This window comes from Zymobacter sp. IVIA_12111.31 C1, assembly GCF_047495495.1.
In the GTDB taxonomy this organism is placed as follows: domain Bacteria; phylum Pseudomonadota; class Gammaproteobacteria; order Pseudomonadales; family Halomonadaceae; genus Zymobacter.
Genome location: NZ_CP179930.1, coordinates 2984723 through 3005278, shown reverse-complemented (window position 1 = coordinate 3005278; position 20556 = coordinate 2984723). Strand labels below are relative to the sequence as shown.

Here is a 20556-nt window from a genome sequence, read left to right as displayed (position 1 = left end):
CGACTTCACCATCCTTCGTAGACGAAGGTCATCAGGAGTGATCGAAAACAGAGACACAGCGCGTCAGGCGCTGCGTCTGGAATGCTGACCGTGGCAGCGAAGATGCTGCGCGCGGGAGTCATTAGTCTAGCGGCCCCGAAACAAGTTATCCACACCCGACTGGTGACAAAGGGGTGTGGATAACTTGAGTGAGGCGCGTCGTTTCGCCTTGCCTGTAACGGCAACAGATGCACGTTATGAACATGGCTGACGCTTACGGAAACGAGGGGGCCATCATAACAGGGATGTGGGTAAGGTGCGCGGGGGAACAGAGGATAAAGACGGGATGGATTGAGCAGAAGGACGTCAGAAGAGTAGGTCGAGGAAGATCGCTTTGACTACGGCGGAGGTCTTATTCGGGGTACCTAGCTTGTTCATGATGTTTCTGAAATGAAAATTTACCGTGCTTTCGCTGAGCCCCAAGATTTCCGCGATATCGCTGACGGTTTTGCCATCACCGGTCCAGCACAGGATCTCTCGCTCGCGCAGCGACAGGTTCACGCCAGCGCGATCTTTGACGCGCAGCATATTGTAATGAACCGACGCGGCCAGCCACTGCATGTTGATGCTGATATTGGTGAGATCGGTCAGTGACAGGATGCGCGTACAGCAGTTGAGAAAGAAACTGCGCGTACCGGTATTGTCGATCGTGGTCTGGGCCCAGCCACTGCGGCGACCAAGGCTGCGGTAATCGGAGAGAAATTCCGGCTGCTGTCCCAGTAGCTGGTCGTTTTCATCGCCCTGCCAGCAGATGGGCTGCTGTGTTTCTTCCAACGCCCTAAAGATCGGACTGTCGTTGAACTCACCAGCTTTCAGGCGGCGATGGCATTCGTCGTCCGTCGTTGTCAGCGCAAACATATCCCTGCGTGATAGTGGGAAAGGGTTGTAGGCAATCCAGCTGCTATATTCGAGCCCGAGCGAGCGGATGGCGTGCTGCGCGATGTCGAGCACGTCCTGAAGAAGCGAGGCCTTCTTCAGCTCGGTCATATAGTTGATTTGCCAATTATTCATATCCCACGATGCTCATTTGTATCGCGATGACTGAAAAGTTCTCCTCACGGTAAAAAAAGGATTCAGTAAGAAACACTGACTGAAAGGTCAGTTTGAGAGAAGAACTGGTGTTTTTTATAGGTATTTCGAGTTGAAAGAGTGCCATGTAAAGCACACCAGTCGCAAGTCGGACATGACGGCGTTCACCTTTGGTAGAGTTATGCACATAATAACATGTGCAGTATTACCATATAATAACACGTGACCACCATTATCAAGATAAGAATTTCCCTTATCTATCTTTTTGATTAGGAAAAATAAATTAGGGTGATAAGCGCCCTGAAAGGAAAATGCTTATCTGAGCGCTCGGGTGTACTTATTGGAATAAACCCGTTTTTTTGACTGTTTTTTGCATATTATGTCTTATCTCATTGTATTTCGTGCTGTTACTACACGATAGGTCAGGTGAGTTATAATCAGGTATCACCCAAATTCGCCACGTAATACTGTACTTTAAGACAAGCCAAAATCACTCACTGATAAAATGTGTAGTTGTTGCTCTGATTAGTTCGCACCTAATCTAGCGCATGTTTGCTACACCCGAATATTAATTACAACGCTCTTCTTACAACATAAGGAGCATATAAAATGGCTGCACTTCCAAGAAATGAACGATTGCTGAATTGGCTCAAAAGCGTTGATAACTCGACGCTGCAAGAAGTCGGGGTCAGCGCCAGTTACCTCCGTCTCATTGCCTACGGTCACAAGCGTCCTTCCGCCAAAGCGGCAGCGCTGATTGAGCGTGCTACCCAAGGCTACGTCAGCCGTCAGTCACTCCGTCAGGATGACTGGAAACTGATCTGGCCGGAACTGGCCTGATTGGCTGGCTCACAGGTTCGGGTAAGCAGGCAGGCCTAGAGGGAACCGATTCCAGCATGTGAATCAGTCCCTCTGGGCGTCGTGGTATGGATTCATCCCCTCACTGCAAAAAAACTATCCGCGTGGTAAACACGGCTTTATCCGTGCGCGAGATTGTCGGCATCGACGCTTCGTTTGCTCTTCTTCTGCTGTTTTTCGGTTTTTCTGCTGATTCTTGATGCCCCTACCGTCAGGTAGCGTGATGGCAAGAACGGCGGAATGCCGTGTGCCAGGCCGGCCTCGAGCAGGATCTAATAATCGTGGGGGAGCCAAAGATGAGAAACGAAAAAGGCCCGGAGCATGCTCCGGGCCTGAAGATATTGCTATCGAATATGTGAAGGCTTATTCGACGTCTGCCGATTCGAGCGCTTCGTTTTGTTGACGGGCAGCACGGCGGGCACGACGCTCCTCGCGTTCACGCGCACGCGTTTCAAAATAGTGTTCGCCTTTGTAGGCGTCATACTGACCTTCCCACTTCGCGATGACCAGTACCGCCAGCGCGTTACCAACGACGTTCAGCGCTGTACGCGCCATGTCCATCAGTCGGTCGACACCCATAATGAAGGCAATGTCGCTGGTCGGAACACCGACGGCAGGCAGGGTGGCCATCAGTACGACGAATGACACGCCAGGCACGCCCGCAATCCCTTTCGAGGTCAGCATCAGCGTGACCAGTAGTGTGATCTGTTGAGTGATGGTCAGGTCGATACCCGCCATCTGGGCCAGAAACAGGGCGGCGATACTCTGATACAGCGTCGATCCATCTAGGTTGAATGAGTACCCTGTCGGAATGACGAAGCTACAGATCGCCTTTGGAGCACCGTACTGTTCCATCTTCTGGATGATGCGCGGCAGCACCGATTCAGAGCTTGAGGTGGAATAGGCCAGTAGCAGTTCATCTTTCAGGATGCGCATCAGTAGGAAGATGTTGAACCCGCACAGCTTCGCGACCCCGCCCAGAATCACGATGGCAAACAGGGCAATGGCGAAGTACACCAGTCCTACCAGTTTGAACAGCGGAATCAGCGAAGACAGGCCGTTGTCGCTGACGGTCTTGGTCATCAGTGCGAACACCCCGATCGGGGCATAGCGCATAACCCAGCCTGTCAGCTTGAACATTGCGTCGGCCGTGGCACGCATGATGTCGAGGAAGACTTCCTTCGGACCATCTTTGGGTAGCGTGGCCAGCGCCATTGCAAACAGCACCGTGAAGAAGATGATCGCAAGCATGTTGGTAGCAGACATGGACTGGATAATGTTCTCGGGGATCATGCCGAGGACAGTGTTGTAGAAGCCATGTCCTTGATGCTGCAAGTGTTCTGCGTTTGCCGCGATGCTGCTCATGTCACCTGCGGTCAGCTTCGTACGGTCGACGCCGACGCCAGGCTTGAAGATGTTGCCAAGGGCAAGGCCCACTGCAATGGCAATCGTCGTAATGATTTCAAAATAGATGATCGTCTTGGCACCGATCTTGCCCAGTTTCTTGGCATCGCCCATACCGGCGATCCCGACGATCAGTGATGAAACGACGATGGGTACGACAATCATCTTGATCAGGTGCATGAATATATCGCCCAGCGGGGAGATATAGCCTTTCACCCACGCAGAGCGGTATTCGGCATTGGGCATATAGTGCTGGAGCAACGCTCCCAGCAGGATACCCAGCGCCAGACCAATCAATATTTGCCACGCAAGTCCTGGGGCCTTGAGCTTTTTCATTATTAAGTTCCTGTTGAAATTTGTGACACGCGTCGGTTGGATCCCTCACAGGGTGGGGACCCTCTGTCCTTGTAATGTGGGGCGAAGGCAAAGGGCTTCGCCGCGGACCGAGGTCGTGTCATAAACACGCATGGAGACATGCCTATGCCAATTCAGGGCACGGCCAAAAAGGCTAACAGCCGAGGTAATGCAATACCTACGTGGTGTGTTGCCGCGTAGGTACTATACCGTTGCGGTGCCACTATTGGCGATAGCCGCTCCGACAAACTTGTGCCGAAATCGATAAGCTGGACGTCAGCCGCCACGCATTATGCATGCTGTCGAGAGGCCGACGAGGCCATCAGTACGATCACGCCGGATGACAATATCAGCGCAATGAATGCCCAGCGTACCCCAACTGCATGGGCTAGAAAACCCAGTATGGATGGGCCAGCCAGCAGTGCTACGTATCCCATCATCGCGACAGACGAGATGGCCGCTGATGAGGTCATCAATGGGTTGCTGCGGGCAAGGCTGAGCAGGCATGGGAACAGCGTCGAAAGACCCAACCCGGTCATAGCAAAGCCGATCAGCGACAGATAGAGCTGACCGGTGAACACGGCCATTCCCAGTCCCAGAATGCTCAGCGAACCACCGATCTGCAGTGCCCACTTGGGACCGGCCTTCTCTATCCAGCGATCACCGAACAGGCGCCCGGACGTCATGGCCGCTGCAAAGCAGGTCACGCCGAGTGCCGCGGTGGATTCAGGCGCTTCCAGTGCTTTCAGGAAGACAGAAGCCCAATCCGTCAGCGAGCCTTCGACAAACACCGTTGCCGATGCGATGGCACCCACCAGCCATACTCGGCCGCGAGGGAAGACGAACAACTTGCCGTGCTGACGCTCTGTTTTGGGCGGCGGTTGAATCAACAGGCGCTTGCTGGACAGCGCTCCTGCCAACAGCAGCAGGCTGACCAGCGTCAGATGCCATTGGGGAGAAAGCCCTATGCGGATTAACAGCCCCGCAAAGGCCCCGCCGATCATCATGCCGAGACTGAACATGCCGTGAAACGATGCCATGATGGAGCGCCGATAGCGACGTTCTAGGGTCGCTGCCTGATCGTTCATGGCGATGTTCATCAGCCCTGTTCCCACGCCGTAGAGAAACAGCGCCCCTGCCAGCATCGCGACGTTCTGTGCCCAGCCAATGGCGAACAGTGAAGCGACGATGAAGTAGCTGCTCAGACGCGTCATGCGGCGGCTGCCGAAGCGCGCCACCAGATAGTTCGCCAGAAATACGGACGTGAGCGTCCCCACCACCGGGCAGAACAGCAGCAGACCGATATGACCATCATCCAGCCCGAAGCGCTCTTTCAGCGAAGGCACGCGGGTGGTCCAGTTGGTCAGTGCAAGGCCTGACAGGGCAAAGAAGAAGGCGATGGAAAGGCGCCGCCACGGCGTCGATGGCGGTGCCGGGAAACCGTCTTCCATGATGTGATGCGATGTAGAGGCTTTGGATGCAGGCATAGCATAAGACCTTTACTGATGGCAGGAGCATCCGGCTCCTGGTGGAAATAGGGAGGCGACGGGCCTTCTTGATGCCACGAACGCAGAAGAAGGCTCAGCCACCCGCAAGCTTCACTGTGTAACCTTCCTGTTCCAGAAGGCGTTTTACCGTGTCACGGTGATCACCCTGAATTTCGATCACGCCCTCTTTCAGCGCACCGCCGCTGCCGCATCGTTTCTTGAGGCGAGCCGTCAGTGCGGCCAGCTCATCGTCTGACAGCGGTACGCCGCTGACCGTTGTGACGCCCTTGCCTTTGCGGCCCGACGTTTCGCGTCGGATGCGCACGATACCGTCAAGGCGGTTCAGGCGTTCACGTTCTGCCGCTTGGCGTTCGGTTTCGCGGTCATCACCGCGCATGTCGCCCTGTTCTGTAGAGTAGACCAGACGACTCAGAGCGTCCTTGAAGGGAGAAGACATCTGATAGCACCTTGAAAAATGGCTGCCGGTTCGCTCCCTGAACCGTCATTGGTTCAAGGAAAAAAGTAATCCTGTCGGGCAATGGAATCACCCTTCACGAGCGACGGCAAGAGGGCAAAAAGGGGATATACAGGCAAAAAAAAGCCCGCCGAGGGGGAAGAGGCGGGCATAAGCAGGGATATCTTGCAAGGGAACCTGTGAGCATCTCACCGGTACACCTTCTATGACCTTCGCGGCGGAGGGGAAGTTCCACGGCCCCGAAGGTGAATTCGTTCGCAATTCGCGATGCACACTAACTATATAGGTGCTTTAAAAGGGAAAAGCAAGCTTTGCAGGGTAATTAAATGTTAACCGACATCAGTGCTCACTTACTGTGCAGCTAGTATAACACCAGTGCTTTGGATTGTCTTTCGTTGAAAAAAAGGCAATTAAGGCCGCTAATTATTATTAGGATTGCCGCAGGGGGATGGGCATGGCCGCTCTGTCACGGTACCATGCTCGGCTGCTTCTTCCCATGCTGGAAACGCACGGGCAATACACGCGTTTGGCAGCCTGCAGGGACTCTGGGCGTTACCTTCTTCCTTTCCGGTGTAGTATGTGGGCACTGGAACAAGCCAAGATGTAGTAGACAGGATCCGGATATGTCTCAACCAAAACAACTCATGCGGCGCCTCTCGACGCGTCACATCCGCTTCATTGCGCTCGGGTCGGCCATCGGAACCGGTCTTTTCCTCGGCTCTTCTTCTGCCATTCAGGCGGCGGGTCCTGCCGTACTGCTGGCGTACATGATTGCCGGTGCGGCTGTCTTTCTGGTCATGCGTGCTCTGGGGGAAATGGCAGTCCATCGCCCCGTAGCTGGCTCCTTCAGTCAGTATGCCTACGATTACCTTGGGCCGATGGCCGGCTTCATCACCGGGTGGACCTATATCTTCGAGATGGTGATCGTCCCCATCGCGGATGTGACGGCCATCGGCGGCTATATGGGCTACTGGTTTCCCGGTATTCCGCCATGGATCTGGGTGCTGGGCACGGTACTGCTGATCGCTGCCATTAACCTAATGAGCGTGCGCGTCTTCGGTGAGCTTGAGTTCTGGTTCTCGCTGCTGAAAGTGGTCACGATTCTGGCACTGATCGCCGTGGGCTTGGGGTTGATTCTGTTCGGCATTGGTAGCAGCGATGGCAAGCCGGTCGGCGTTCATAACCTCTGGGCCTATGAAGGCGGCTTCTTTGCCAAGGGGTGGGATGGCTTGATAATGAGCCTGACCATGGTCATGTTCGCCTTCGGTGGGATTGAGGTGATCGGTACCAGCGCCGGTGAAGCGGGCGATCCTCAGCGCGCTATTCCGCGTGCGATCAACTCCGTGCCGCTGCGCATTCTGGTCTTCTACATCGGGACCATCTTCGTATTGATGTGCATCTATCCGTGGCCCGAGATCGGCAACCATGCTGATGGCACGTCAGCTGCTGCTGAGCTGCACGGCAGTCCGTTTGTCAGCATGTTTGAGTACGTGGGCATTAAGTATGCGGCGTCGCTGCTGAACATCGTGGTGATTACCGCGGCCATTTCCGCCGTCAACAGCGATATTTTTGGTGCAGGGCGCATGATGTACGGCATGGCCGAAAAAGGGCATGCCCCTGAAATCTTCGGTCGCCTGTCCAAGAACGGCGTGCCGTGGGTAACGGTCATCACGCTGATCGTATCGCTGCTGGTGGCAATCGTGCTCAATGCCTTGATTCCAGAGCGCGCCTTTGCGCTAGTAGCGGCGCTCGGTACCTTTGCGACCGTGTGGGTATGGGTGATGATCCTGTTCGCACAGATGGGCATGCGTCGCAAGCTGTCCCGCGAAGAGATCAAAGCGCTGAAATTCCCTGTCCCTGGCTATCCCGTAGTGCCGATGCTGGCCATCCTGTTCATGCTGCTGACCATCGGTCTGATGACATTGCAGGAAGACACTCGATTGGCGCTGTGCGCAGGGGCCATATGGCTGGTCGCCATCACGGTGATCTACTGGGGCTGCTGTGCTTCTCGTGACAAGAAGGTGCTTGCTGAGAAGGCTCGTCAGCAGGATGTTGCTGACGTCTGATCGTCGGGTAATGCAACGAAAAAAGCCCGCCTCTTTCAGAGGCGGGCTTTTTTAATGGCCGCACGCAAGGTTACTGGCGAGAACCCAGATCTTCGTCGTGGGCTGCCCCCGCAATTTGGCGGGTCAGCTCGCGGCACGACACGATCTTGCCCTCTTCCACTTCGAAGTGGGCGAAGACCTCAAATTCGCTTTCAGCCCCGTCATTTTTGATGGCGCGCACAGTGTGATGGGTGTGCACGTCCGCTCCAGAGGCTGCAATCGACAGCAGCGTCAGCTCTAATCGCTGTGTGACTTCCTTCAGCAATCTGATATGGGCAACGAAGCCTGAGTAATCGAGCGGTTCGCCGTTGACGATCTGGGTGTAGCGTTCTGAGAAGAAGCGTTGGAGCAGGGTTTCATCAAGCGTCGGGCCGCTAAGCACACGCGATAGCGCTTGCTGGACGGTATCGAGAGGGGGCATGGGATAAATTCCTACTCGCGTTATTGGTATTAAAGTTCTACGCGGGTGGGGCGCTATCCGTCAAGATCGTCATGAGGGCAGAGTGCCCGCGCTGGCTGCTCGCGGGCACCGTTTATTCAGCGATCAGTGGGTGTGGAACCACGTCTGTAGCTGAGTCGCATCATGTGTTTTCTGAAGTGCCAGCAGCAGCAGAATGCGGGCTTTGGGCGCATTGAGCGAGTCCGCTACGACGCCCGGCAGTTGCGGGTCGGTTGGCGTGTTGCCGCTGCCGGTACGGCTGGTGCGCACGATAGTGATGCCTTTGGCGATGGCGCGCTGCATGCCTTCACGGCTGCGGCTGCTGACGGAGCCTGCTCCCGGTCCAGCGAAGACAATGCCATCAACGTGCTGGGCGATCGCGGCATCGAACAGGAAGCCGGGATCATCCTGATAGCCGCTCAGAATGATGACGTTGGGCTGCTTGGACGATGTCATGCCGGCAAAGGCAGAGTGGGTGGTGTGCAGGCGGTCAGGGTGGTAGTCGAAGACGACATCTGGACCGACGATACGTCCCATGTAACCTTCTTCTGGAGCTTTGAAGGTATCGAGGGCGGTGGTGTTGCTTTTGGTCACGAAGCGCGCTGCGCCGATGCGATCATTTAGGACGACCATAACGCCACGGCCGCCAGCATTGGGGTTGGCGGCGACGCGTACGGCTTCCAGTAGGTTCATCGGGCCGTCAGCAGAAATGGCCGTGGAAGGGCGCATGGAGGCGGTCATGACGACCGGTTTTTCGCTGTTGACGGTCAGATCGAGGTAGTAGGCCGTTTCTTCGATCGTATCGGTACCGTGTGTGATAACAACACCGTCGACGTCGGAGCGTGCCAGCAGTGCGTTGACGCGGGCTGACAGTGCCGCGATCTGCGATGTGCTCATGTCTTCGCTTGCCATGTTGAAGACCTGCTCACCGCTGACATTAGCAACATGCTTGAGTTCTGGAACGGCCTGAATCAGCTGGTCGACACCGACCACGCCCGCTTTGTATCCCGTGGTCTGCTCACTGGATGCCCCTTGTCCTGCAATGGTGCCACCTGTGGCAAGAATCACGATATGGGGCGGTGTCGCTGCCTCGGCAGTCAGCCATGACAGTGATATGAACAGGGTGAAACAGCAGCTCAGCAGTAAGCGCGCTGATCGTGATAAAGACATGTGTGGGATTCTCCTCTGGCGATGCTTGCTGAGTAAGGCAATAGGCATGCCAGCTATGGTGCTTCTGCGAATCTTTGTGAGGAAACAGAAGTCGCCAACCATGAAATGCCGCTAAGAGGAGCGGGCATTCCGCCGAATATCGGCGGCAGCGCGAGGGGCGCACTGTCGTCGAGCCAAGTGAGTAGGGACTCACTTGAAGCGAAGTTTAATACTCTGCACCAAAAACTGCCGCCACTGATTCGTTTCGTATCGTAACGGTGCAAGCGTCGATTAGGAGGGGCTTCAGGGGACAGGTGAACGCAGCATGAAAGACGAGAAGCTAGCGGTGCTCTAGATCACATCATTGGGGGAGACCGATACCGTCCGGTAGGTCCCCCCTATCTTCAATTACTCGCTGCGTAGGCGGCCGCCCATTTCCTGCGCCAGATCGACGGCAAAGTGGTCGGTCATGCCACCAATGAAGTCCAGCATGCGGCGATAGCTGTCATACAGAGACCATGTGGCGCGCGGCGTGTTCTCGCCAATCAGTGACAGCACGCGCTGGTGACGGAAGCCTAGAGGTTCGCCTTCTTCTTGCTGATGAAGGGCGTAAGCCGCGCCGATGAACGCTTCGAGCAAAATGCCCAGCGTGGTGTAAGCGCCGATTTCCAGCTTGGCTTTGCGTTCATTCTGGAAGATGCGTTGGCGCGCCAGCTGCTTAGCGCGGCATACGCCATCGCGCAGGTAAGGTGCGCAGGCGTCGAGCAAATCGCCTTCAAAACGTCCTTCCAGCAGCGCATTCTCCTGTTCGACGAACACGGCAGCCACTCCGTTGACAGCGCATTCCATCGCCGCGCCGCGCATAGCGGCCACACGTCGACGTGGAGACACCCCGTCTTCTGCCTTGCGGCGCAGGGTTTCCATGAACGCCGCGTCGGCTTTGGGGCCGGCGATCTGCAGCAGGATCTCTTCCACTTCTTCGAAGCGCAGAATGCCCATTTCCATGCCGTCTTCGAGGTCGATCAGCGCGTAGCAGATGTCATCGGCAGCTTCGACCAGATAGGCCAATGGATGGCGACACCATTTGCCTCGCTCGCGTGGGATCAGGCCTGTCAGTTCTGCGACGCGTTCGAGCTGCCGCCGCTCGGACTGATAGGCGCCAAACTTGCCTGCGGAAGTGGCGTGATCCACCGTCCACGGATATTTCAGCAGTGCGCCCAGCGTGGCCGCCGATAGCCGCATGCCGCCATTGAACTGGCTGTATTCGAGCTGGGTAACGGTGCGGAATCCCTGTGCATTGCCTTCATAGGTCAGCAGATCGCGGGTTTCTTCTTCACTCAGATGGTCGAAAAGGTGCGGGCTGGTCTTCTGGATGCTGAGGAACCAGTCGCGAATGGCGTATTCACCTGCGTGGCCGAACGGCGGGTTGCCGATATCGTGCCCGAGGCAGGCAGCCTGTACGATCACGCCGACATCCGCAGGGGTGATCCAGTCCGGCATGTGATCAGCGAGCTTTTCGGCGACGATCATGCCGAGGCTGCGGCCCACACAGCCCACTTCCAGCGAGTGGCTGAGTCGCGTGTGCACGTGATCGTTCTCGGTCAGTGGGTGCACCTGTGTCTTGCGCCCTAGGCGGCGAAATGCGCCGGAAAAGATGATGCGGTCGTGGTCTTTGTGAAACGGACTGCGGCCCGGTTCCGGCAGGTTGTCGTCCGGCCGTTCATGAAGGCGCAGTGGGGTCAGCAGTTGGTGCCAGTTCATCTTCTTCGGCATGAAAGGGTCCTGTCATCATGATCTGAAAGCGGTGCCTCTAGCTGTCAGCCGCTTATGCTTACAGTGTACCGTCTGAGTCGCGGGCGTGAAGGCATGAATGCCGTGCACGGCGTGCTGACAGAGACCTCATACCCAAAACGACAGCAGCCCCGACAAGCGGGGCTGCTGATGCACGCAAGGTGACCGGTTCGGATCAACGTTTGACCGGAACAGCCCCTTTGACGTTGACGTCCAGACGGTACAGACCGTTGGCCGCTGTGACGTACAATACCGGTTTGTTGGCCTTGTTCACGCCAAACACCATGTTGCCGACGGTGGACGGGAACGTGACGCGGCCCAGACGTTTGCCTTCCGGAGAGTAGACCTGAACGCTGTCGCCGCTGCTGGTCCAGACGTTGCCGTTGACATCGACCTTCATGCCGTCCGGGATGCCCGGGTTGATGACAGCGAAGACGCGACCATTGCTGAGTTTGCGATCGGCCGGAGAGATATCGTAAGCGATGATCTGGTGTGCCAGTGCATGGTCGTTGAAGTCGTGAGCCAGCTGGCTGTCCGCAACGTACAGCGTGCGTTCATCCGGGCTAAGGGCCAGACCGTTCGGCGCTTTGACCAGCGGTGTTTCGAGGCGTTCGATCACACCGGTAGCCGGCAGGAAGCGGTAGACGTATTCGCCGTCCTGTTCAACGTTGCCGCCGTAGCTTTCCAGCGGGTTTTTGACGCCGAAGGTCGGGTCGGTGAACCAGATGGCGCCGGTGCTATCAATGATCAGGTCGTTCGGGCTGTTGAGCTGCTTGCCTTCGTACTTGTCGATCAGCACTTTCCATTCATTGCCTTCCTGACGCACGATGCCGCGCTTGCCGTGAGATGCCGCCACGATGCGACCTTGCTCATCGACCGCGTGACCGTTCTGGAAGTCGGACGGTTTCAGCCAGGTGGAGACCTTACCGGCATGCTTGCCGGTCGGCTGCCAGCGCAGCACTTCGTTCTGCTTCACGTCGCTCCAGATCACGCTGCCATCGGGCATGACGATCGGACCTTCGCTCCAGGTGGCCTTGTCGTACAGACGGGTCAGGTGGGCTTTCGGGCTGACCAGTTCGCGGAAAGCAGGATCGTCATAGGTGATCTGCGCCGGAATTACGGCAGACTGTACGGTCTGGCCGTTGGCCTGCTGCTGTGCATGGGGGGCTTGCTGAGCGTGGCCGTGCTTGGCCGGCGTGGCCATGGCGGCAGAAGAAGCCACCATCATGAGGCCTGCCAGCATCAGGCCGGTAGTGCGAGGAGTACGAGACGTCATGTCTACTGTCCTTGTGCATGAGATATCTGCCTGACGGTCGACGACGGTCAGGCAACAGAGTCGAGCAGCCATAGTAGCCACCCGGGTGTTTACTGAAGATACCTCATTGAAGGTGGGCCAACCTGATGTTTACTTCAAGATTTTGCCCGTTATTCACTCTTCATGATCGTCGTCGCTTCCTGATAGCTCTGGAAGCAGCAGTTTTATCTTGCGTGTCAGCGTGTTGCGGCCCCATCCCAGTACGCTGGCAGCCTCTCCTCGGCGGCCGTGCGTATGCTTGAGCGCCGTCTCGATCAGAATGCGTTCGAAGTCGGGCGTCGCGGTTTCCAGCACCTGTGTGTGGCCCTGCGCCAGCATCTGATCGACCCACTGACGGAAGGCATCCTGCCAACTGATGACGGCTGAGCCATGGGGTATCGGCACCTCGACCGTCGCGTGTTCACTGGGAATTTCGCGCAGTTCGGGGGGCAGATCGTCGATCAGCACCTCACGCCCCGAGGCCATGACCGTCAACCAGCGGCAGGTGTTTTCCAGCTGGCGCACGTTGCCAGGCCATGGCAAGCGCGATAGGTGATCTTCCGTGGCGGGCGTCAGTACCTTGGGCTCCGTCGCGAGGTCATGTGCGGCCTGTGCCAAGAAGTGGCGGGCTAGGCGCGGAATATCTTCGCGGCGTTCGGCCAGTAGCGGTAGGCGAATGCGGATAACGTTGAGGCGATGGAACAGGTCTTCACGGAACTGGCCTTCCGCCACGCGGCGTTCGAGGTCTTGGTGAGTGGCGGCGATGATACGGACGTTCACCTTCACCGAGACATGCCCGCCGACACGATAGAACTCACCGTCCGACAGCACACGCAGCAAGCGAGTCTGGGTATCGGCGGGCATGTCCCCGATTTCATCAAGGAACAGCGTACCGCCATCGGCCTGTTCGAAGCGGCCTCGGCGCAGTGCATTGGCACCGGTGAATGCGCCTTTTTCGTGCCCGAACAGTTCGGACTCCATCAGCGCCTTTGGAATGGCCGCCATGTTGAGCGCAACGAACGGGCCGTGTGCGCGTGGGCTATGTTGGTGCAGTGCGCGTGCGACGCGCTCCTTCCCGGTGCCTGACGCGCCATTGATCATGACGGTGATGTTGGAATGTGCCAGACGGCCGATGGCCCTGAACACTTCCTGCATGGCGGGTGCTTCACCGATGATTTCTGGCAGGGCGGTTTCGCCGGATTCGTTCTGTGCCGATGGTGCAGTACTGGCCTGTTCGCGGGCGTGTGCCACGGCACGGCGTACCAGCGACAAGGCCTCGTCAACATCGAACGGCTTGGGCAAATATTCGAAGGCGCCGCTCTGATAGGACGCTACGGCGCTATCGAGATCGGAGTGCGCGGTTGTGACGATGACGGGCAGCTCGGGGCACAGTTCGCGGGCCTGCACCATCAGGTCGAGGCCGTTGGTACCGGGCATGCGGATATCGGTGATCAATACGTCAGGCGCTTGGCGGCGGATGGCGGCCAGCGCTGAGTCAGCTTCTTCGAAGCTGGTCACGCTGAGGTCCGGCTGTGCCAGGCTGTGTTCGAGTACCCACCGGATGGCGCGGTCATCATCGACGATATAGATGCGGGCGGCTTCACTCATGGGCATGTTCCTTATTGATCGTGGGGGCAAGAGGACGAAGACGAGGCATCATGCTCACGCTTCATGTCCAGGGGGATCAGCAGCCGGAACTGGGTCAGTCCGGGCTGACTGTCGCATTCAATGAGTCCCTGGTGCTGATGCATGATCGATTGTGCAATGGACAGGCCAAGTCCGGTGCCTTCGACGCGGCCCGACATCATGGGGTAGAACAGCGACTCGCGCAGCGACTCGGGAATGCCCGGGCCGTTGTCCTCGACGGTGATCTCGCAGACCAGCCGATGGCGGTCGTTGAGAATGAACTGACGTCGAGCGCGAGAACGCAGTGTCAGGCAAGGCTGTGCGATGGCGTTTTCCGCGAGCGCCTGCATGGCGTTACGGGCCACGTTGAGCACGGCCTGAATGAGCTGGGACTCGTCGCCCAGGATCGGCGGCAGGCTGGGATCGTAATCCTTGATGATCCTCACCTCGGAGAAGCCGGGCGTACTGTCGTTATGCAATAACGCGGCCACTCGCTCCAATACGGCATGAACGTTGAGCGGCCGATGCTGTAACGGGCGATTCGGCCCCAGCATGCGGTCGACGAGATCGCGCAGGCGATCCACTTCTTCGATGATGACCTGGGTGTATTCCTGCTGTGCGGGCGTCAGTTCTCGGGCCAGCAGTTGAGCCGCGCCACGGATACCGCCTAGCGGGTTCTTGATCTCGTGTGCCATTCCGCGGCTGAGCAGCTTGATGCGTTCCTGACGCGACAGCAGCTCCTCTTCGCGCAGAATGCGTACCCAGCGGTCGCGCGACTCCATCTCAAGCAGCACCCGCGTGTTCGACAGCGGGGTGACGGTGTAGTCCATGATGCGCGTTTCGCCGTTGGGCAGTTCGAACGAGGCTTCTCGCTGAGTATAGGGGTGCTGATTGAGCAGCGCCTGTTGCAGGCGGTCCGGCAGCGGCCCGTCCTGACCGGTCACCGTGCTCAGGGGAGTATGAGTGACGCGCGCCAGACTGACGCTCAACAGATCCTCTGCGGCGGGGTTCATCCACAGCACATGCTGTCGATCATCCAGCAGAATGACGGCCGTCGAGAGATGATCCAGCAGATAATGGGTGTCGAGCGCATCGGTCATGGCGTACTCATCCTTGTAGGGGGCTGGCACTGTCGCGCAATGTCGATGGCCAGAGACGGCAACGGTGGCCTGTGGGCCACCGCTGAAAGGGAAGCCCACCCTGTGAGCCTCCCGCGCATGGCAATCACCGCAGCGATTGCCATGCCTGTAGGAACGTCGTCCCGTTGCGCTACTGGCCTTACAGGCTGTAGTAGAGCGAGTATTCGACGGGGCTCGGTACCATGCGCACTTCGTTGACCTCTTCCATCTTGAGGGCAATGTAGGCGTCGATCATATCGTCGCTGAATACACCACCTTCGGTCAGGAACGCACGGTCAGCGTCGAGTGCTTCCAGTGCCTGTTCGAGGCTGGAGGCAACGGTCGGTACCTGTTTCGCTTCTTCCGGCGGCAGGTCGTACAGGTTCTTGTCGAGTGCTTCGCCCGGGTGGATGCGGTTACGGATACCGTCCAGACCGGCCATCAGCAGCGCAGAGAACGCCAGGTACGGGTTGGCTGTCGGGTCAGGGAAGCGTGTTTCGACGCGTTTCGCCTTCGGGTTAGCCGTGTACGGAATGCGCAGTGATGCAGAGCGGTTGCGCGCACTGTAGGCGAGCATGACCGGTGCTTCGAAACCCGGTACCAGTCGTTTGTACGAGTTGGTGGATGCGTTGGTGAACGCGTTCAGCGCACGTGCGTGCTTGATAACACCACCGATGTAGAACAGTGCCGTTTCGGACAGACCTGCGTATTCGTCGCCCGCGAACATGTTCTTGCCGTCTTTCCAGAACGACTGGTGAACGTGCATGCCAGAGCCGTTGTCGCCTGCCATCGGTTTCGGCATGAACGTAGCGGTTTTGCCATAAGCGTGGGCCACGTTGTGGATCACGTATTTCATGGTCTGCACTTCGTCGGCTTTCTTGACCAGCGTGTTGAATTTCACACCGATTTCGTTCTGGCCAGCGTTTGCCACTTCGTGGTGGTGCACTTCGACGTCCTGACCAACGGCTTCCAGCGTGTTACACATGGCTGCACGCAGATCGTGGAAGGAGTCGACCGGGGGAACCGGGAAGTAGCCACCCTTGACGCGCGGGCGGTGACCCATGTTGCCGCCTTCGAAGCTTTCGCTGGTGGCCCATGCGCCTTCTTCAGAGTTGATCTTGAAGAAAGAGCCGTTCATTTCGTTGCCGAATTTCACTTCATCGAAAACGAAGAATTCTGGTTCCGGGCCGAAGAATGCGGTGTCGCCCAGGCCTGTGCTTTTCAGATAGGCTTCGGCGCGCTTGGCGATGGAGCGCGGGTCACGGTCGTAGCCCTGCATGGTCGCCGGCTCGATGATGTCGCAGCGCAGAACCAGCGTCGGGTCTTCGGTGAACGGATCCACATAGGCAGTGCCGTCTTCCGGCATCAGAATCATGTCGGATTCATTGATGCCTTTCCAGCCGCCGATGGAGGAGCCATCGAACATCTGACCGGTTTCGAAGAACTCTTCGTCGACAGTGCGCGCCGGAATGGAAACGTGCTGTTCCTTACCTTTGGTGTCGGTGAAGCGAAGGTCGACCCACTTGATGTCGTGTTCCTTGATGAGGGCCAGCGTGTTGTCTGCCATGTGTAATCTCCAGTAGTTCCCGCTGCGGGTACGCTTGCGATGATGGTGCCGAGATCTGCTGTGACTATCTGTTATGACGACAGGCGCAGACCTTCGGGTCGGCATTGACGCATTAAGTAATGCACGGAGCGTGCCAAATATAGTGCTTGGTCGGCTCGATACTGGTGCACAGCGTCGTTTCAAAGGAACATCAGAGTTATCTGTAGGCACAAATGACCGTTTTAGCCACTTTATTGCACTCGGGTGGCGCATATAGGTATGGATATGCACCAACAAAGTGCCTTGCGCCTTTCTGTAATATGCATTGCACCGTTGTGGTGCGCAAGCTAAAGCGTAGAGAACGTATCGCGGGCTAAGGTGGGTGTCCTTGGCAGGGCAAGCCCGCTATGATGAACCGCCCAATCGACAACAACAGGCCGTCAGGTCGCCGACCGTGCTAGGTGGTCGAAAGCCTGCCGTACAAAGGATCTCGCTGCATGGGTATCGCCCTTTCCAATTTGCTGCCGCTGTGCGTGTCGCTGCTGGCTGGCTTTGGTCTCTATCGCTTCAACTGGTCGTTTCTGCGTACCCATATTGATACTGTTGCCAGCGTCAGCATGTACGTGCTGATGATGTTCATGGGGATTTCGATCGGTCAGATCGACGGCTTCTTCGACATGTTAGTGAGAGTCGGGCTGACCGCTCTGGCCATTGCGGTAGCAACCACGGCCGGGGCCATGGCGGTCATCTGGGGTGTGATGTACCGGCCCCAGCGCGGTCGCCTGCCGCACCCGGTGGCACCGACGACGATGGCGACCGATGGCATAGAGGCCGTGACGCCTCCTGACCGTCTGCTGCATCATCTGGCGGCCCCGTTGAAGATGATCGGCATGGTGGCCGTCGGCTTCGTGCTGGCGTGGGCGCACTGGTTGCCCAAGGCTCCGTATGAGCATGCGGCAACGGCGCTCCTTTACGTCATGACCTGCGCCATCGGTTTCCAGCTAGCGATGAGCAATGTGCGCTTTAAAGAACTGATCGCCAACCGGCGTGGGCTGAAGATCGCGCTGTGCGTTTTCGCCGGAACTTATCTGGGCGCACTGATTGTGGCACCGCTGCTGTCGCTGCCCCTGCGAGGTACGGTAGGGGCAGCCTCGGGTTTTGGTTGGGCTTCGCTGTCCGGCATCCTGTTTTCCCGCTTGGGCGAACCTGTTGTAGGGTCGATCGCCTTCCTGACCGATATGTTTCGTGAAGCGTTGGCGCTTATCCTGATTCCCCTGCTGAGCCATCGTCAGCGCGGCAAGATGGCGATCGGTGCCTGTGCTGCCACCTGCATGGATGTGACGCTGCCTGTGATCGAACGCCATAATCCCGATCGCCGTGACGTGACTGCAGCGTTCGTCAGCGGTAGCTTGCTGTCGTTTGCCGTACCGTTCTTGATTCCGTTGACGGTAATGTGAGTTATCCACACCCGGTCTCGCGCCGCGTTTCTGGCTTATCGACGCCCTCGCTTTTTCATACCGTGCAGAGACAAGAACGCGACCTTGGTGGTCGCGTTCTTGTTTTCATGAAAGTAGCGATGTTTTCGCTACCTTTCTGTGCGAGGCCCGGGACCTCAGTCACCCGGTGTGTGGTGATGCGTATTCAAGCTAGGGTGCTTCGCTTTATTTTCCTGGGTCACGCTTTGGCGTTTATCTTTTTTGCCCGTCGATTTGGCCGTACGTTTGGGGCCTGATTTGATACCCATTGTGATCTCCTTCTGCATGGCATGTGCACGTAGAGTTCTTGTACTTATTGAGAGAGCTTCTCTCCAATGGATATAGCGCAGGTATCAGCTGCCTGCCATAACGGCCTTCGGCGCGATCATGGTCATTGGATCGAGCAGTCGATCCAGTTCCTGTGCGCCCAGAAGCTGCTGCTCTAGCACCACTTCCCGTACGCTTTTCCCCGTAGCCAGACACGCCTGTCCGATCAGGTCACCCGCATGGTGGCCCAGTACGGGGTTGAGGCAAGTCACCATACCGACGGACCCCATGACATAGTCACGGCAGATGCTAGCGTTGGCCGTGATGCCGTCGATGCAACGTTCGACCAGTGTGTCGATACCGTTGGTCAGCAGTGAAATGGACTCCAGTACCGACTGGACGATGACCGGCTCCATAACGTTCAGCTGCAGCTGGCCCGCTTCGGCGGCCATCACTACGCAGGTATCGTTGCCGATCACCTTGAAGCAGACCTGATTTACCACTTCTGGAATGACGGGATTGACCTTGGCGGGCATGATCGAGGACCCCGCCTGGCGTTGGGGCAGATTGATCTCGTTGAGGCCCGCGCGTGGCCCAGACGACAGCAGACGCAGGTCGTTGCAGATCTTCGACAGCCGTGTCGCCAGACGGCGCAGGCCGTTGGACAGCGTGACGTAGGCGCCGCAGTCTGAGGTGGCTGCGATGCGATCCTTGACCGGTTTCAGAGGCAGATCGGTCAGCTCAGCAAGTGTGCGGATGACGGCGTCGCCATAGCCCGCGTCGGTGTTGACGCCAGTGCCGATAGCCGTGCCGCCTAGGTGCATCATCAACAGGGGCTGCTTGTCATGCGCCAGCTGACGGATTTCATCGTCGATGAGGCTGGCGAAGGCTTTGAACTCCTGCCCCAGTGTCATCGGAACGGCATCCTGCAGCTGGGTGCGTCCCATCTTGATGACTTTGCTGAATTCGGTGCCTTTGTGTGCCAGCGCTTTTTTCAGGCGCTGTAGAGCTGGCAGCAGTTTGTCCTGCACGTCTTGATAGAACGCTAGGCGGAAGCCCGTCGGGTAGACATCGTTGGTCGACTGGCCGCGGTTGACGTGGTCGTTGGGGCTGAGGAACTGATAATCACCTTTGGCACGTCCCAAGCGTTCGAGAGCAACGTTAGCGACTACCTCATTGACGTTCATGTTGGTCGAGGTGCCGGCACCGCCCTGAAACAGGTCAATGGGGAACTGGTCTAGGAAACGGTCGTGCAGCAGGATGTCATCGCAGGCCTTGACGATGGCATCGGCCAGACCGGGTGGCAGTGAGCCTCGTTGTCGATGCGTCAGCGCAGCGGCTTTCTTGACGACCACCAAGCCCTTGATGAGGGACGGGTAGCGGTTCAGCGGGGTGGCGCTGATGGCAAAGTTCTCACAGGCGCGGAGGGTGTGAATGCCGTAGTAGCAGCGGTCGTCGATCTCACGCGTGCCGATGAAGTCTTCTTCCTGACGCATGGTAGTAGACACGATCTTTCGTCTCCTGGGCTATTCCAGTTCATTGGATATGCGGTCGCTCCATCTGGAAGGCTTTTGGCCCGGCTCAGCGCTGTGATAGAACGCGACCAGATGTTGCCAGAAAGGTAGTGCAAACCCTGTGCCATATGCGGTGTCTATTCGATATGTGCTTTTATATCAGTGGGATGGGAGGTGTTGCTTTAAGGAATAATGCGGCGCAATGTTCAAAATGGTGCCGCGGAGGGCGGTGTTTCGGCAGGTGAACGAAGAAATGGCCCATACCTTCCCTGATATGGGCCACTTCGGAGCGCGCTGGGAGGGCTTCCTGCCCGCGGGCGCTATAGGGTGAGGCATCGAGTGCATGGCAAGGCGACAGGGGAGCCCCTTTCCATGTACGCCGTCAGGCCCGCCGTTGGACGCTCATCGTGACCGTCGTGCAGACCTTGTCGGCCGAGCCGCGTGGCTCATCGTGCCTCGAAGGACAGTACCTTATGCGACAAACCGCCTCGGTACTGGTACCACTATCAGAGTGTCAGAGCATTACCGTCAAGAAAATAATGAGGGGCTAACACCAAGGTATAGGTAGGCGCAGGCCCCGTCATCC

General features: G+C 57.5%; 16 protein-coding genes. 3 read left to right on the top strand and 13 right to left on the bottom strand.

The window, feature by feature from the left end; genetic code table 11:
- Positions 1-345: 345 nt before the first annotated feature.
- Positions 346-1050 (bottom strand): helix-turn-helix transcriptional regulator, encoded by a 705-nt coding sequence (locus ACMHYW_RS13380; protein WP_051523622.1) that lies wholly within the window; start codon positions 1048-1050, stop codon positions 346-348.
- A gap of 627 nt (positions 1051-1677) precedes the next feature.
- On the opposite strand from ACMHYW_RS13380, the gene ACMHYW_RS13375 reads away from it, so the two are divergent.
- On the top strand, positions 1678-1908 hold the full coding sequence (locus tag ACMHYW_RS13375) for a transcriptional regulator (RefSeq protein ID WP_414500349.1): 231 nt from the start codon (positions 1678-1680) through the stop codon (positions 1906-1908).
- Between the two features lie 381 nt (positions 1909-2289).
- On the opposite strand, the gene gltP is transcribed toward ACMHYW_RS13375, so the two are convergent.
- From gltP to yciH, 3 genes are all read right to left on the bottom strand, one after another.
- Complete coding sequence (gene gltP, locus ACMHYW_RS13370; RefSeq protein ID WP_414500348.1) at positions 2290-3666, bottom strand: glutamate/aspartate:proton symporter GltP; 1377 nt, start codon at positions 3664-3666, stop codon at positions 2290-2292.
- Positions 3667-3974: 308 nt separating this feature from the next.
- Positions 3975-5171, bottom strand: a complete 1197-nt coding sequence (locus ACMHYW_RS13365; RefSeq protein WP_414500347.1) for an MFS transporter — start codon at positions 5169-5171, stop codon at positions 3975-3977.
- Between the two features lie 94 nt (positions 5172-5265).
- A complete protein-coding gene (gene yciH / locus ACMHYW_RS13360) occupies positions 5266-5628 on the bottom strand; it encodes a stress response translation initiation inhibitor YciH (protein ID WP_027704349.1) in 363 nt (120 codons plus the stop codon).
- A 641-nt stretch (positions 5629-6269) separates the two neighbouring features.
- Here yciH and ACMHYW_RS13355 point away from each other — a divergent pair.
- Positions 6270-7712, top strand: coding sequence for an amino acid permease (locus ACMHYW_RS13355; RefSeq protein WP_414500346.1), 1443 nt, complete (start codon positions 6270-6272; stop codon positions 7710-7712).
- Positions 7713-7782: 70 nt separating this feature from the next.
- On the opposite strand, the gene ACMHYW_RS13350 is transcribed toward ACMHYW_RS13355, so the two are convergent.
- From ACMHYW_RS13350 to glnA, 7 genes are all read right to left on the bottom strand, one after another.
- Positions 7783-8172, bottom strand: coding sequence for a nuclear transport factor 2 family protein (locus ACMHYW_RS13350; protein WP_414500345.1), 390 nt, complete (start codon positions 8170-8172; stop codon positions 7783-7785).
- 123 nt (positions 8173-8295) lie between these two features.
- A complete protein-coding gene (locus tag ACMHYW_RS13345) occupies positions 8296-9360 on the bottom strand; it encodes an asparaginase (RefSeq protein ID WP_414500344.1) in 1065 nt (354 codons plus the stop codon).
- Positions 9361-9747: 387 nt separating this feature from the next.
- Positions 9748-11112 (bottom strand): deoxyguanosinetriphosphate triphosphohydrolase, encoded by a 1365-nt coding sequence (locus ACMHYW_RS13340; protein ID WP_414500343.1) that lies wholly within the window; start codon positions 11110-11112, stop codon positions 9748-9750.
- A gap of 193 nt (positions 11113-11305) precedes the next feature.
- The gene (locus tag ACMHYW_RS13335; protein WP_414500342.1) at positions 11306-12406 is read right to left on the bottom strand and encodes an SMP-30/gluconolactonase/LRE family protein; all 1101 of its coding nucleotides are present in this window, start codon (positions 12404-12406) and stop codon (positions 11306-11308) included.
- A gap of 153 nt (positions 12407-12559) precedes the next feature.
- Positions 12560-14032, bottom strand: coding sequence for a nitrogen regulation protein NR(I) (gene ntrC / locus ACMHYW_RS13330; protein WP_414500341.1), 1473 nt, complete (start codon positions 14030-14032; stop codon positions 12560-12562).
- A gap of 11 nt (positions 14033-14043) precedes the next feature.
- On the bottom strand, positions 14044-15150 hold the full coding sequence (glnL, locus tag ACMHYW_RS13325) for a nitrogen regulation protein NR(II) (protein ID WP_414501516.1): 1107 nt from the start codon (positions 15148-15150) through the stop codon (positions 14044-14046).
- A 178-nt stretch (positions 15151-15328) separates the two neighbouring features.
- Complete coding sequence (gene glnA / locus ACMHYW_RS13320) at positions 15329-16735, bottom strand: glutamate--ammonia ligase (protein ID WP_027704342.1); 1407 nt, start codon at positions 16733-16735, stop codon at positions 15329-15331.
- A 476-nt stretch (positions 16736-17211) separates the two neighbouring features.
- Between glnA and ACMHYW_RS13315 the strand changes: the two genes are divergently transcribed.
- Positions 17212-18171 (top strand): lysine exporter LysO family protein, encoded by a 960-nt coding sequence (locus ACMHYW_RS13315; RefSeq protein WP_414500340.1) that lies wholly within the window; start codon positions 17212-17214, stop codon positions 18169-18171.
- Positions 18172-18326: 155 nt separating this feature from the next.
- Here ACMHYW_RS13315 and ACMHYW_RS13310 read toward each other — a convergent pair whose 3' ends face one another.
- Both ACMHYW_RS13310 and aspA read right to left on the bottom strand, forming a co-directional pair.
- Entirely contained in the window at positions 18327-18458 is a 132-nt protein-coding gene (locus ACMHYW_RS13310; RefSeq protein WP_414500339.1) for a hypothetical protein, read from the bottom strand.
- A gap of 84 nt (positions 18459-18542) precedes the next feature.
- On the bottom strand, positions 18543-19964 hold the full coding sequence (gene aspA / locus ACMHYW_RS13305; RefSeq protein WP_414500338.1) for an aspartate ammonia-lyase: 1422 nt from the start codon (positions 19962-19964) through the stop codon (positions 18543-18545).
- Positions 19965-20556 lie beyond the last annotated feature (592 nt).